This is a genomic window from Methylobacillus flagellatus KT, from assembly GCF_000013705.1.
In the GTDB taxonomy this organism is placed as follows: domain Bacteria; phylum Pseudomonadota; class Gammaproteobacteria; order Burkholderiales; family Methylophilaceae; genus Methylobacillus; species Methylobacillus flagellatus.
Genome location: NC_007947.1, coordinates 2,541,636 through 2,556,501 on the forward strand (window position 1 = coordinate 2,541,636; position 14,866 = coordinate 2,556,501).

Annotated in this window: 7 protein-coding genes; 4 read left to right on the forward strand and 3 right to left on the reverse strand. The window is 60.1% G+C overall.

From position 1 onward, the window contains the following. The first annotated feature begins 12 nt into the window (after positions 1–12). Genes MFLA_RS12195 through MFLA_RS12210 form a run of 4 tightly spaced genes read left to right on the forward strand, consistent with a single transcriptional unit; the run spans position 13 to position 4,762 of the window. Complete coding sequence (locus tag MFLA_RS12195; RefSeq protein ID WP_011480606.1) at positions 13–1,581, forward strand: ABC transporter substrate-binding protein; 1,569 nt, start codon at positions 13–15, stop codon at positions 1,579–1,581. 3 nt (positions 1,582–1,584) lie between these two features. Next, positions 1,585–2,556 carry an ABC transporter permease gene (locus tag MFLA_RS12200; protein ID WP_011480607.1) on the forward strand — a complete coding sequence of 324 codons (972 nt, stop codon included), beginning with the start codon at positions 1,585–1,587 and terminating at the stop codon, positions 2,554–2,556. Continuing rightward, on the forward strand, positions 2,553–3,353 hold the full coding sequence (locus MFLA_RS12205; RefSeq protein WP_011480608.1) for an ABC transporter permease: 801 nt from the start codon (positions 2,553–2,555) through the stop codon (positions 3,351–3,353). The genes MFLA_RS12200 and MFLA_RS12205 overlap by 4 nt, the downstream gene beginning before the upstream one ends. Then, on the forward strand, positions 3,350–4,762 hold the full coding sequence (locus MFLA_RS12210) for an ABC transporter ATP-binding protein (RefSeq protein WP_011480609.1): 1,413 nt from the start codon (positions 3,350–3,352) through the stop codon (positions 4,760–4,762). Before MFLA_RS12205 ends, MFLA_RS12210 begins: the two co-directional genes overlap by 4 nt. Here the strand turns inward: MFLA_RS12210 and MFLA_RS14705 are convergent. From MFLA_RS14705 to MFLA_RS12220, 3 genes are read right to left on the reverse strand one after another with little or no spacing between them, the layout of a single operon-like run. Continuing rightward, positions 4,652–5,155 carry a hypothetical protein gene (locus tag MFLA_RS14705; protein ID WP_195742003.1) on the reverse strand — a complete coding sequence of 168 codons (504 nt, stop codon included), beginning with the start codon at positions 5,153–5,155 and terminating at the stop codon, positions 4,652–4,654. The two genes, MFLA_RS12210 and MFLA_RS14705, sit on opposite strands and share 111 nt — an antisense overlap. Before the next feature lie 18 nt (positions 5,156–5,173). Beyond that, on the reverse strand, positions 5,174–9,382 hold the full coding sequence (locus MFLA_RS12215) for an OmpA family protein (RefSeq protein ID WP_011480610.1): 4,209 nt from the start codon (positions 9,380–9,382) through the stop codon (positions 5,174–5,176). Next, the gene (locus MFLA_RS12220) at positions 9,379–14,808 is read right to left on the reverse strand and encodes an SdrD B-like domain-containing protein (protein ID WP_011480611.1); all 5,430 of its coding nucleotides are present in this window, start codon (positions 14,806–14,808) and stop codon (positions 9,379–9,381) included. Before MFLA_RS12220 ends, MFLA_RS12215 begins: the two co-directional genes overlap by 4 nt. Positions 14,809–14,866: the final 58 nt, after the last annotated feature.

Below are 14,866 nucleotides of genomic sequence, written 5' to 3' on the forward strand. Positions count from 1 at the left end.
ACAATTCACCACATGCTTTCACAACGAATATCCAGGCAGGTACTTCCTTTTTCCGCTGCCCTGCTCGCCTTATCCATCCTGGCAACGGCTCCTTGCCTAGCCGCCAATACCGAGGCAAAAACCAGCCTGAGCATTGTCGGTCCATGGGAAATCAGCACGCTGGAACCTTCCCGAGCCGGGTATATGTTTCTGCGCATGCAAGTGGCAGAAGCCCTGGTGAGCACCGATCTCGAAGGCAAGGCTGCGCCCGGTCTCGCCGAGCGCTGGGAGATTTCAACTGACGGGTTGCAGTGGCGCTTCTTCCTACGGCCCGATGCGCGTTTCCACGACGGCAGCCCGGTCACGACCGAGAGCGTCGTCATGAACCTGCAACGCGCGCTCAGCCAGCCCGGGGTGCTCGCCATGGCGCCCATCGCCGACATCAGCGCGGCTGTACCGGGGGAAATCAAGATTACGCTTTCCAAGCCCTATGCCATGCTGCCCATGCTGCTCGCACACAGCAGCGCCATCATCCTCGCCCCGGCGGCCTATAACGAGAAGGGCCAGGTGCGCCGCATGCTAGGCAGCGGCCCTTACCAGCTCGTGCGGCAGACCCTGCCGCAGCAATTCGAGCTGGCATTGTCGCCCCACTGGCAAGGCAGGCCGCCCGCCATCCGGCATATTCACTACCTGTCGGTCAGCCGCCCCGAGACACGCGCCCTGATGGCGGAATCGCACCAGGCAGACCTGGTGTTCGGCTTCGACCCGGCCAGCACACAACGCCTGCGCCGCAATCCCAGGGTCGTGCTGCAAGAGGTCGACCTGGCCCGCACCGTCATGCTCAAGCTCAATAGCGGCCACCGCTTCCTCAACACAGTGGAAACACGCCAGGCATTGAGCCTAGCCATCGACCGCGCCGGTATTGCCAAAGGCATCCTGCGCACGCCAGAACTTGCGGCGGACCAGCTCCTGCCGCCCAGCATCACACATTGGCACCAAGCTGACCCGGAATTCCCCCGTCTGCGGACCGACCTGGCGCAGGCAAAAGCCTTGCTATCCGCCCAGGGCTGGCAACCGGGAGCAGACGGCATCCTGCGTCGGAATGGCGAACGCTTCTCGCTCCAGCTCACGACCTTCCCGGATCGGCCCGAACTACCCATCATTGCCACCGCGCTGCAAGACCAGTTCCGCAAGCTCGGCATTGAGCTCAAGGTCATTGTCACCAACTCCAGCGAAATCCCGCTCGGGCACCGCACCGGCAAGCTGGAGATGGGGCTGGTGCCGCGCAACTTTGCACTGGTGCCTGACCCGTTCGTCACGCTGAATCAGGATTTCAAGCATGGTGGCGGGGACTGGGGCGCCATGAATTGGCAAAACGGCACAGTTCCCGCCCTGCTCGAGAAAATCGCTACTGAAACAGAACCAGCCTCCCAGGCACACTACCGCCACGACATCATGCTGACGCTGCAACAGGGGCTGCCGGTGATTCCCGTCACCTGGTACCGCCTGCCTGTGGCAGTGCATCCGCAATTGCGGGGCGTCAAGGTCGACCCCCTTGAGCAATCCTATTACATCAGCGATATGGCTTGGTCAGCCCAATAAATCATGCTCAACATTCTCCGCCATCTATTGCTCCGCCGCTGCCTGCAAGCCGGGATCGTTGCGTTGTTGGTCAGCACCGTGTGCTTCTTCCTCATGCACAGCCTCTCGGGCGACCTGGCGTTCCGCATTGCCGCGGGACGCTACGGTTATGACATGGTCACCACCGCCGCAGCCGAAGCCGTACGCGCCGAACTGGGACTGGACCGGCCATTACTGCAAGGCTTGCTGTTCTGGTGGCAGCAATTGCTGCAATTCGACCTCGGCGACTCCTACCTCACCAGTGCACCCGTCATCGAGGAAATCCGCGAGCAATTCGGCCATACCCTGCAGCTCGCCATCAGTGCGCTCGCGCTATCCATCGTGATTGCATTGCCCGTTGGCCTGATCGCGGGACTCAACCCGCATGGCTGGCTGGACCGGGTATCACTCGCGCTTTCAGTCGTCCTGCGCGCGTTTCCGCCATTCCTGCTCGGCATCCTGCTGATCCTGCTGCTATCGAGCAAGCTCGGCATCACCAACGCAGCCAACGCTAGCCATGAACATGGCGGGTTGCTGCTGCCTGCGCTTACGCTGGCCTTAGGGCTTGCCGCCGTTTCATCGCGCGTGGCGCGCGATGCAATGGTGGAAGTGCGCCGATCCGCCTATTTCAATTTCGCGCGCACCAAGGGCTTGAGCGACCTGCTGGCGCTGCTGCGTCATGGCGTGCGCAATGCCGCAGTACCAGTGATCGCTTACCTAGGCGTGCAATTGGTATTCCTCATGGAAGGCGTGATCATCATCGAGAGCCTGTTCGCCTGGCCCGGCATCGGCCATGCGCTCGCCCACGCGGTGTTCGGCCGCGACATCCCCATGATCCAGGGCACGGCCATCGTCATGGGCCTGTTGTTCGTGCTGTGCAATACGCTGGTGGACATCGCCTGTCTGGTGGCCGACCCGCGCCAGCGTTACCTGGCCACCAGGAGGGCGGACACATGATTGGCTGGTGGCAAAGCTTGACACTCGCCCGTCGCAGCGGCGCGATTCTGCTGACATTGATCGTATTGACCGCGCTGCTCGGGCCCATACTGGTCACAGACCCGGTGTCGCAGGACCTTGGCCGGGTATTGCGCTCCCCCAGCCTGGCGCAGCCGCTGGGCACCGACCACCTCGGCCGCAGCATGCTGGCCCGGCTGGTGCACGCCTTGCAACTCTCGTTCAGTCTCGCCGTGCTTTCCGTGCTTTCCGCCGCCATCATCGGCATCAGCCTGGGCTTGCTTGCCGCCTGGCGCGGCGGCATCATCGAGGCCGTACTCACCAGCATTGCCGATGCGGTCATGACCCTGCCTGTGCTGCTGGTCGTGCTGCTGTTTTCCGCGTTCGCCCAGGGCGAGTTCTGGTCGCTTTATATCGGCCTGTCGTTTGCATTGTGGGTGGAATATTTTCGCGTTAGCCGCGCCAGCATCAAGGCCACGCTGGTCAGCGCAGCGGTCGAATCGGCGCGCATGCTGGGCTTCGACAGGCTTTACCTGTTGCGGCGGCATTTGCTGCCTGCACTTGCGCCTGTCGTCGTCACGCTGATGCTGTTCGGCATTTCCAGCGCCATTCTCGCGCTCGCCGCGCTGGGGTTTGTCGGCGTTGGCCTGCGTCCGCCCACGCCGGAGCTTGGCGTCATGATGATAGAGCTGTTCCCTTACTACGAAGAAGCCCCTTGGCTGATCGCCAGCCCGGTCGTCACGCTGGGGCTAATCATGCTCGCGCTGGCATTGTTGGGTGGACGTAAGGAAATGCCATGAGCGCGCCGGAATTGAAACTCCAGGACCTGGCCGTCCGGGACGGCAAGGGCAACTGGCTGGTGCACCCTTGCAGCTTCACCTTGCAGCCCGGCATAGCCTTGTCCATCATCGGCGGCAGCGGTTCTGGCAAATCGCTATTGGTGCAGGCCATCATGGGCTCGCTCGCCCCCGGACTCAAGGCCAGCGGCGAAATCCGCCTGGGCAATGCGGCTTCAAGGGCAGAGGATGCCGCAGGCCGGCGTCCCTGGTGGGGCCATACGTTGGCGATGCTGCCGCAGGAGCCTTGGCTGGCGCTCAACCCCAGCATGCGCGCGGGCAATCAGGTCGCCGAGTCCTACCACTACGTCAGCCACGCACGCATGAGTATGGCGCAAGCCAGGGCGCAGGCGAGGATCGACCTGGACCAGCTTGGCGTCGCAGCAGCGGACAGGCAATATCCCTTCATGCTCTCCGGCGGCATGGCGCAGCGCGTTGCATTTGCCGCTACGCGCGCAGGTGGTGCACAGGTCGTGATCGTGGACGAGCCGACCAAGGGACTGGATGCCGATGCGCGCGACAACCTGCTTACCGTGCTGCAATCGGTCTTGCAGAACGGCGGCAGCGTGCTCACGATCACGCACGACATGCATGTGGCCAAGGTGCTCGGCGGCGACATCATGGTGATGCGGGACAGCCATGTGCTGGAACAAGGTCCTGCGCAACAGATACTGGAACATCCGCAGCATGCATACACCCGCGCCCTGCTCGCCGCCGACCCCGAACACTGGATACAGCCCATCCCTGTGGCAGGCACAGGCCAGCAAATCCTCGAAGCGCGAGGTCTCAGCAAACGTTACGGCGCACACACGCTGTTCAGCGGCATTGATCTGGAAATCCATGCGGGCGAACGCATTGCCATCAGCGGCCCGAGCGGCGCGGGCAAGACCACGCTGGGCAATATGCTGCTGGGCCTGGTGCCGCCGGACCAGGGCAGCATCGTACTGGCGCCAAACATTGAGAAACTCAAGCTGCAAAAGCTTTATCAGGACCCGGTGTCGGCATTTGCACCGCGCCTGGCGCTCAGGCAGGCTTTCGACGACCTCATCCGCCGGCACAAACTCAACCCGGCAACACTGCCTCGATTACTGGCAAGACTCAAGCTGGATGAAGGGCTGCTACGCCGCCTGCCAAGCCAGGTATCAGGCGGGGAACTGCAGCGGCTCGCGCTGGCGCGCATATTGTTACTCTCGCCTGCGCTGATCTTTGCCGACGAGCCTACTTCGCGCCTGGACCCGATCAGTCAACGGGAGACCATGGATTTATTGCTGGAGATGGCAGCCACCAATGAAGCGGCCATTCTCCTGGTCACTCATGACAGGAGGCTTGCCTCGCGCACCATGCAACGCCAGATTGCCCTCCGCCCTGTCTGAACGCGCATGTCCTTCCAGGGATGGCGCCAGCCATTCAATAGCGTCTGAATACCGGGTGAACAGCTTCTGGGCATAAAACCCGCGGTTGCCGGCGATAACCTCGTACAGCCGAACACCCGCCGCCTTGGCGGAGTAATCCAAGTAAACCATGGCCACCCGGTAGTGCAGCGGCACCCCGAGCTTCAGGTTGAGGTCTGGCAAGCCGGAAGTTTCCGCAAAGCTCAGGTTGAATGCCACATCGCGCAGGTCGAGCACAATGCGGGTCGTCCTGCGTGCCGACATCTCGGCCAGCACAGCCCGCACCATCGCCTGGTATTCCAGCAGCCGCATGACGCCAGACAATGTCGCACGGCTGACATGTTGCTGCTCCAGATATGCTAGCGCTAACCTCACTGGTCGCCCTGGCCTGCCTTACATCGTCCCGATGACATTGATGAAGAAGCCACGGCTGCGGTACGACAGGTTGGTCAGGTCATCGGAGTAGTTGGTAAAGTTATAGCCCACACCTGCCTTGACGCCTTCCGCCATGTGCCGGTAGATCGCGACCAATGCGCCAGCGCGTGAATCCTCGGCCTCGGTAGCGCGCAGGTTGCGCAGCTCAAGCACCGCATCCCATTCCTTCACAAAGTGCCAGTCAGCCCGCACGATCATGAGGTCTGCCCGGCTGGAGAACCATTGCCCATCGACCCTGCTGTCCTTCAGTTCGCCGATGCGGAAGGCATACTTGGCGCCCAGCGACAGCCATGGCTTGACGTCATAAATGGTATCCACCGACAGCACCTGGCTGCGCTGCGCGTAATCCGTAGCAAATCCGGAAGGCGACAACTGGCCGGGCGACGGCAGGTTGTAGAAGTTGGTGTACTTGAACAAGGTGTTCCAGCGGTCGTTGTCGATGGGCCTGTATGCGGCACCTGCCACGATCTCATGGTAGTCGCCATCGTAGAACGCACCGCGGCTGTTATTGGACACCGACCAGTTGAGCTTGCCGAGCAGGCGCCACTCCGGCGTCGCCTGGTGACCGAAGGTGTTACGGATCAGCCAGGTATCCCGGTCGCCGGCAGTGTTGCTGCTTTCATCACGGTATTCAATGTTGCCGCTGTACTTGGTGTTGTCCCGCCTGTAGGCCAGCGAGAAGCTCACCGCCTTGCGCTTGAGGTCACCGGACAATGGGTGCGACACCTTGCCGACTTCGCCCTTGACGCCATAGTTCCAGAAATCACTGGCGGCATAATCCAGGCCAAAGGCATTGACCAGGCTCTGCACCCCAGAACCATCGACGGTACGCGTTTCGCCGAATACCCGCATCTCGTCGCTGACACGGTATGACGTCCCCGTGACCCAGCTGCCCTGACGGCCACGCCATGCATTGTCCGGGCGTTCGTTCTCGACCAGGTAATTGGTATAGGCGTTGCTGCGGTCGGACAGGCGGTAATCCGCGCCGACCTTCACGCCGGGGCCCAGGTTGCCTTGCGAGCTTTCCGCGATGAGCTTGAGGCGGTCGTTCACACGCCAACTCATCCCCATGCCGGCACGGTTGTTATCTTCGCGCTCGCCATCGCGCGCCACCGTGCCCTGCAGGTAGCCATACGCGTTCCAGTCCTTCTTGGGCAAGGGCTCACCTTCCTTTACGTCGGCCCCACGGTCATCGGGCGTGTAGTCCAGGCGCACTTGCACGTCGGTACGGTTGCCGTTGCGCGACAACAAGCTGCTGGCATTGGTAACGTGCACGTTCCTGTCGTCCTGCCGCACGGCCACGCCGGCCTGCCATTCGGAATCCAGCTTCTGCCGCACGCCGAGTTCCACCGCTTGGGCGTCGATCGTATCCGCGCGCCGGACATCCCCCTTGGCATCAATGAAAGTATTGTCGGTCACCTGCACATTGGCCTTGAAGCCATGCTGGTCTACCGCTTCACCGGTGATCGATATCTGGCCTGGTCCAGAAAAGCCGCGTTCGCGGTTCTGGACGTAAGCAGTCACTTTGCCCTTGGCCTTGTCGGTGACATCAGCCAGATCGACAGAACCCTCGACGCGGAAGGCCTTGGCAGGCTCGCCGCTGGTCGTCATGGCGTTGAAGGCAAAACCGCCGTCCAGAGAGGTCTGTGCGCCGGCCCCGGCACCCTCTGAATGCGCAGCCTCCAGCTTGATGAAAGTGCCCGGTGTATAACGGACGGTCGCATCCAGGCCATTGAGTTTCTGCTCCAGCATCCCCTGCCCCTGCTTGAAGCCAGTAATGCCGATCTGCAGGTAATCGTTCACCCAGTGCGAAACACGCCCTCCGGTGGAGAAATTATCCACCCTGGTGAGACCCGGCACATATTCATAGTTTGCCACCAAATAGATTTCATTGCCGTTGATGGAGGCGGTACTGATCAGGCTGGAAGCGGCGCCGGTCGAGGTCAGCGCATCGCGCAGTACCACCCGCCCCTGCAAGTAGTTGATTTCATAGTCCTGCGCAGGCGCCAGCAGCTTGCGCTCGATCACCAGACCGGAATCACGGTCGCGCACCTCCACCCAGATACGCTCGGAACCCATGGTGAGCGCCTGGTGCCGGAGGTAGTACAACGACCCGCCGGTTCCGCGGAACTCGTCGCGCGCGCCCAAGGTACCTGGGTCGGCCGCAAACGCATCCACTGTCGTCGCTTTCTCTCCATACTTGGTGGTGCTGTCGGAGCGGTACTTGGCGTTGGCGCCATACAGGCCGCGCGAGTATTGCAGTAACTCGGTGCCGCTCCAGCTGGTCTTGAAGTTACCCCACATCACATGGGAGTCACCACGCGCCAGCTTGACGTAGAACTTGCCCTGGGTGGGCGCATCATCCACGGTCGTGCTGTCGTCGCCATAGACCGGATAATAGAGGTCGGGGTTGATGTTGCGCAGCAGGTAGCGCGGGTCTTTGGATGAAAAATTGGAGAACAGGTGCTCCAACGGTTGCTCGCGCGTATCGGCAGACGCAGTCAGCAAATACTCACCCTTGATCTTACCCTTGACATAGAAGGCGCCACGGCCGTCGATATGACCGGAACCGTCGTAATGCTGCTTGTCGCCAGTCACCAGTTGCGCCGGACCGCGCACATTGTTCTTGCCCGCCGTGATGTCGCCGATCGCGATATAGAACCAGTCGTCATCTGCAATCGTGAGGTTGCGGCGGAAGCTGGTAAATTCGCCATCCGCTTCCACCAGCTTCACCTCCACACTGTTGGGCCCGGGCGGCATAATCTGCTTAATGGCAAAGCGACCGTTGGCATCAACAGGTACATTCAAGCCTAGTGTTTCTACCTTCTGGCCAGGTTTAATGTAACGGCCATTCACCGTCACCGTGCCGCCCTTGACCGGGATATTGCGCAGGCTCAGACTGTTCTCGCCATAACCAATGAGTGCCTCCTTATCCGGCTGCACGTCACTCTCCAGGCGTGGCGTCGCATGCGAGCGTATCTCCAGCGGCTTCATCACGGTTTCATCGAAGCGCCCTTTTTCATCATAGACACGCAGCAGGAACATTACCTGGTCTGTATCGTCGACCTTAGCCTGCCATTTGGTCACGCCATTCCAATTCACCGGCAACACAGCCAATGGGATTTCCTGTGGTTGCTGACCAGGCTTGAACAGGCGGATTTCCGCTTTCTTGATCCATGGCAGGTAATTGGCCCAGGCGCGGAATTCGGCTTCCTCGCCTCGAACCACACCGCGCGTGGTGTTCCATACGTTCAGCTGCGGCAGGGTAGAAAGGTTGTCATAACGCACCTGGATATCGGCTTTTTCCAGCGCCACGTCGGCACAACGCTGTCGATCTGCCTCCAAGGGACCTTCGTCAAGGCTTACAGGCTCACCGTCGATACTGATACGGAAAGGCGCTCCCGCTCTCGCCACGGAGCTAGCCTCACAAGCGCTGCGCACAGGTGGCACCGTAGTCACCGGCGTTGGCGGGATGATCTCTTGCTCGTCGAACCAGACGCGAATAATCACGCGGCGGTTCTGCGCCATGCCTTCAGGCGTGTCGTTGCTCGTGACAGGTTGGCTCTCGCCATAGCCGCTGATGCTGAGCTGGCTGTCCTCCAGTCCCAGCTTCTGCTTGAGGAATGCCGCTACGGCAAGCGAGCGAGCCTCGGACAAGCCCTGATTGTCGCGGAAAATCTTTCTGGCATTAGGTGACAAGCGCTGGTTGTCGGTATGCCCGGCAATGTCGATACGCACATTCTTCTTGCCCTGCAATTGGGCTGCCAGCTGCTCCAGCGCGGCAACCGAGCTATCAGTTAAATCGGCCTTGCCGGACTCGAACTGCGCCGCGCCGCTGTTTTCCACCAGCCGCGTCAGCACCTGGGGTTCGGCTTGAGGCACATTGGCTGCTGCGGCACGCATACGCTCCAACGCACTGCTGTTGATGCCAGAAGGCAGCGGATAGCTGGTCGGCCCCTGCCGCTCGGCGGGTGCAGGCATCCCGTGGAAATCGACGCGGCCATGGTCGATCCGCTTGCCTGTCTCCTGCTTGAAATCAGGCACGGGCATATCGCGCGCCGGCAACATCGATGCCGCATAGCCCCGGTCGCTGATCAGCAATGACTCCGCATTGGCCCCGCTCATCATAACGCTGATGGCAATTGCAATTGCACGCCGCTTGATCATGGCTGCCCCTCCACTGCTGTCTCGATGATCAGCGGGAAGGCTGCCTCATCCTTATTGTTGTTATGTGTCTCTTTCCAGTGCTTGCGAGCCGCCTTAGCAATACCATCCAGGCGTTTTTTGGCGAGATTCTCCCCCCCGCCGCCTGGATCGTAGGCCACCCGCAATACCGAAGGCCGGCCGTCCAGTTGCTTGACCATGTTGGCGAATGCCTGCTGCCATTGTGGCTGCAATTCGGTACTGTTGGGGATGAAGGCTTCAGCGTTGAGGTCGAGCCGTACCACTCGGTGCACAGTCGCGCCGAAATTGAGCTTGACCATCTTGCCTCGCGTCACGCGCACATCGCGCGGATTCTCGGTCGTTACGCGATAGCCGGAAGGCAGGGTGCGCTCGTCCAGCTTCATGACGAAGTTGGCGCCGCGGTCCATATTGGGAATGTCCGCACAGGTGACATGGAAGCGACCTTCGGCATCGGTGGTGACCAGCAGGCCGCGTGCAGTGACCACGCGCACATTGGGAATGCCGGGCTCGCCCTGGTCCTGGTAGCCATTGGCGTTCTTGTCGTCGAAGACCTTGCCGATGATGTCGGAACAGTCGAAAGTCGGGTCGGGCGTGACCTTGACCGTGGCAGAACCGACGTTGGATAGGGTCCCGCCTGCGTTCTGTGCCCAAGCCTGGTTGACATACTCGCCCTCGCCCACACCAGTACCCACGACCAGGATCAATTTATAGATGCTGGGCTTGTGGGCGATGAGATTTTGATGTTTCCAGGTGATGTCGCGTCCACTGATGTCTGGCTCGATACGTACGCCATTGGCAGAGGCGGAACCGCTACGGTACTTGAAGCCTGGTGGCAAGCGATCAGCAATATCCACATCCTGCAGGTCCACTGAACTGGTGGCCGTGATCGTGTAAGGCACCAGGTCGCCGCGCACCACATTGACCAGCGGTGTCGTCTTCACAATCCTGATCAAGCCGCTGGTGTGTGGATCAATGGGAATGTGGTTGTTGATGACATCTCCGGAATCGGGACCGAAGTTGAAGCTGGTGTAATAGCGGGTGGCGGCACCACCCAGTGTGGGACTGCCGTTGACGAATGAGCCGTCTGCAGTACTCGATGGACAAGTTGCCGGATCATGCAAGGTATCCCCCTGCGGTGCGCCATCGTTGGGTTGCACCATGGCCGGATCAGCGCCACCCGCGGTCACACTTGTCACCGTCAGTGTGGTTTGACAGACGGGGATGATGCTGGAAGGCTGCTGAATATAGCCGCCCGGATAGCTGGTGATCTCCAGCGTATATGTCCCGGCAGGTGCGCTCGGATTCAGCAGGAACTGGTACGCCCCATCTGCACCAGTCGTCTGCGAGACATTGCCGCCCACCAGGTCAGTGGCAGGCGTAAAGCCGGCAGGTCCCCGTATCGTCACGACGGCCCCGGCAACGGGCATCCGGGTCACGGCGTCGTATACGACCCCGGCAGGATCCAGTGGCAAGCTGTGTTCGGTCAGATTGGGATTGGCTGCCGTAAGCGTGATATTGCTCAGCCCGCCATCCAGGTTGCTGGCGCCTCCGGGGTTGGCTGGGCTCACCTGCCCATTTTCATAAGCCAACCCCCGCTCATTGGGACGTGCATGGCCGGCCAGCTGTCCATTGGGATTGAGGAAGCGAACCTGGTAGCCGGAGCCCAGCGGGAGATTGGAAAAGACATAGGCACCATTGGCATCGGTTTTGGTGACCGCAACCCGGGTGCCATTGCGCCACAACTCCACATCCCAGTTCGGCTGGGGACGGTCAGCGGTACTGGGGCTGATGCTGCTGAACTGGCGATCATGATCACCATCCAACCAGACATGGCCACTGATGCTGCCCAGGGTGCCTTGCGGGATTTCACCGAAGTTATACCCAGTGCCGGACTGATTGGTCAGCACCACCGTGAAACTATCAGTACCCGCTGGGAGGACAGCGCCCGGTACAGTGCCTTGCGCCCCCAGGCTACCGACCGTATCCCGACCATCGTCATACCCGGCTGGCTGGACTTGCGTGATTGTATAGCCCGCAGCATTGGATGGCGGTAAACCTGTGAAGCTATAGCTGCCATCCGGCGCCGTCTGTATTTCCCGCCTCACGGGATTACCGTTGATATCGGTACCGTCCAGGATCATGGTCACGCCGCCAATCCCGGTCTCCCCCTCATCCTGCAGTCCGTTGTCATTGGTATCGATATAGACGCGGCCAGACAGAGATAGGTTGTTGAGGGGAATGTTACGAATGGTCGTGGTTTCGGTTTCCGTATTGTTGAGCAGGTTGCGGTCTGTTTCATTGGCCTGCACCGACACTTGGCTGCCGTGCACGTCACCACTTGCATCCGGCTGACTCAGCATCCGTACCGTCAGATAGCGGTAACGGTCGACACCATTGGCGAGCCTGGCAGCTTCACCAACATAGGTACATGTGATCAGCAGGGTATTGGGCCCGGTCACCACCTGTCCGACATTGTTGCAGATGCTGCCGGATGGAGGTCCCGAGACCGGGCTATCCCCCATGAACTTCAATGTCTTGCCTGTTTTGGGGGTCAGCGCATAGGTAAAGGACACCCCTGTTGCCAGCGACGGCCCGTTATTGTGCAACCTGATGGCGTAGATGACATCGTTCTGCGGATTGTCACCGTCATTGCTGGCGTCATAACCCAATGGGTCGACATTGTCGCTGATGCCGACCTGTAGATCGATGTCAGCGGCATCCACTGTCAATGTAGCGCTCTTGCTGTTGTTCCCGCCATCCGAACCGTCCACGTTTTCGGCGGTTGTCGTGGCGATTTGTGCAGTGTTGCCAATGGTCCAGGCCTGGCCGGCTGCTTGACCGGTTTTCCAGTTGGGCCGTACCAGGATGCTGATCGTACGCTGCTCCCCGCTGTTGAGCGCCCCACCCTGGCAATTCAGCGTGGCTGTCGACCCTGCACCGTAGCTTTGACCGACCACCAGGCCGCTGCAGTTGGGCGCACCGCTCGTCCAGTCCACTGGATTAATTGCCAGCACGGTGAAGCCTGGATCGCCCGCCCCGACAACGAATGTGTCGCTGACTGAGACATTCTGTGCAGGAGATGGGCCATTGTTGCGGAAAGTCAGGACATAGCTGACGTCAGTGCCTGCCTGTGCCACGGCTGGCGTGACAATCTTGGATACCATCTCGACATCGGCAATCGGGTCAATCCGCACATCGACGGAAGCCGTATTGTTCGCCGTATTGGTATCGCCTTGCGATGTAGAGGAAACCGTTGCCGTATTGGTCAGGTTGCCTGCTGCCAGCGGACGGCTGACCGCAATCGTGAAAGTGGCAGTGTCGCCTTGTACCAGTCTCGTTCCTGCTGCCTGCGCGCACTGCAACACGGAAGTTTCGATGATGACGCATGTAAACGTGGCATCCGAACCATTGGCAGTACTGACCGACACAACATTGTCCAGCGGCAGCCCAGCACCGGTAAGCCAGCCTGGAATGGGGTCCCTGACCACAATATCCTGGGCATCGACAGCAGATGTGTTGTTGCGCACCACGAGGGTATACCTCATGGTCGACTCATTCGCCTCCAGCGTGGCATTCTCACCGCCAGAAGTCGTGACAGACTTCTCGATGGAGAGGTCGACGGAATTCGTTGTCTGGGTAACGCTTGCGTCCGCACTAATCGTCTTGACGGGATACCAGCACTTTGCGCCGGCGGCGCATTCAACTTCCGCATTGTTGGTGGAAGTGTAGGCACTGCCCTTGACCTTGGACCTTGTCACGATGGTCAACGGCTCGCTGATACCGCCCACCGCCATGGCCTGATTGTAGGTACAGGTCACCGCAGGCACTGTCGAATTCAGGTTGTTGCCCGTGGTCACATTGTCACAAGTCCAGCCAGTGCCCGAATAACTGACAAACTCCTCATCGTTGAGAACGATGGTATCCGTCACCCGTACAGATCCCGCAGCTACATCCAGCGGCCCTTGGTTCCCCACACGCAAGACGTTGTTGATATTCTGTCCCTCAGCTACCGGGTTGGGACTGCGTGCCTTGCTGATGGAAAGTCCGGCGCCATCCGGTCCCACCTGCAACGGCAGTACGGATTGATTATTGGCCGCGACAGGGTCTTCAGGATTTCCCGGGTTATGCGCGATTGCCGCCGTCAGGTTGTAAGAGGTGATTTGAGTCGTGGCTTCAGGCGCTCTCACCTTGATTTCAATCGGGTCATCACGCCCTGCCTCAAAATTACCGGAGTTATTACAGGTAATGATGATCCCGGTGGCAGCAGAACCTGCCGTAGTACACGCCTGCCAGTCGGGGCCGGTCGGGATGGCAGAGACCAAATCAAACCCTGCAGGCAGGTTATAAGTCACCGTGACGCCATTGCTGGCATCGCTTGGCCCGTTGTTCGTCGCCGCCAGGTTGAACGTGACTTCCTGCTCGGAAACGGCGACTGACGTTGGTGAAGTCTGGGTGATCTGAAGATCGGCACCCGCATTGATCACCACTGAAGGAGACGCAGTTAATTGGTTGTTATTGACATCGGGATCATCAAGCGATGAGCTGATTCGCGGCGTAATGGCGACATTGCCCGAACTCACGTCCAGTACCTTCGTGACCAGCGACAAGCCGGAAAAACTGCCATTCACTGGCATTGCCGCCGACCGGACGCAAGTCACCTCCTGGCCATTGGCGCTGCAGTCAAAACCGTCGCCGCTGCCTGACACGAACTCGAGAGAGCCGGGTAAAGTGAGCACGATGCGCGGGTTGGTGGCATCACTTGGGCCATTGTTGCCACCGGCAAGGCTCCAGGTGATGTTGCCACCGCCTACCACGGGATTGGGCGACCCCGTCACACTACCCAGATAGATATCCGCGCCATCCCTGACCGTGGTATTGCGTGACAACGCATTATTGGTGCCTGTATTGGGACTTTCATTGGCAGCAGATACGCTCGCGCCTATCGTGATGGTTTCTGGCGTTGAGGCATCCGCCGCCACCACCAGCTGGGCCACGACACTGCTGCGCGCGGCAAGGCTGGCCAGCGTGCAAAGTGCAAAAGTGCCCCCTGCATCAAGCACGCAAGCCGCAGGATCCCCGCCCAGGCTCACTCTCGGATTTTGCGTGCCTGCGGGAATATCGATCCGCACCTGCACATTCGCTGCGGCATCGCTGCCATCGTTATTGACGGTAATCGAATAAGTGACGTCCCCACCGCGGATCACCGGATTGGGGGAGTTGCTCATGGTCGGGATTAAGACATCGACATCGGCCAATGCAGGCAATGCCATCATGCCCGCGAATACGAGCATCCACTGCAGCATGATTCTTTTCGCACGCGTCATCACTGCTAGCCAGGCAAACCTGCCCAGGCATCGATAAAGCGCCTCCGCGCATGACCATACGTTGACTATGTTGTCGTTCTGCACAGATTTCTCCCAGGCGCTGCATCATCTGCTGTTATTGGCAGGTGTCCTGCTCGACACC

Coding starts and splice junctions, on each gene's coding strand:
- MFLA_RS12210 (WP_011480609.1), top strand. CDS start 3,350: ATGAGCGCGCCGGAATTGAAACTCCAGGACCTGGCCGTCCGGGACGGC.
- MFLA_RS12215 (WP_011480610.1), bottom strand. CDS start 9,382: ATGATCAAGCGGCGTGCAATTGCAATTGCCATCAGCGTTATGATGAGC.
- MFLA_RS12205 (WP_011480608.1), top strand. CDS start 2,553: ATGATTGGCTGGTGGCAAAGCTTGACACTCGCCCGTCGCAGCGGCGCG.
- MFLA_RS12200 (WP_011480607.1), top strand. CDS start 1,585: ATGCTCAACATTCTCCGCCATCTATTGCTCCGCCGCTGCCTGCAAGCC.
- MFLA_RS12195 (WP_011480606.1), top strand. CDS start 13: ATGCTTTCACAACGAATATCCAGGCAGGTACTTCCTTTTTCCGCTGCC.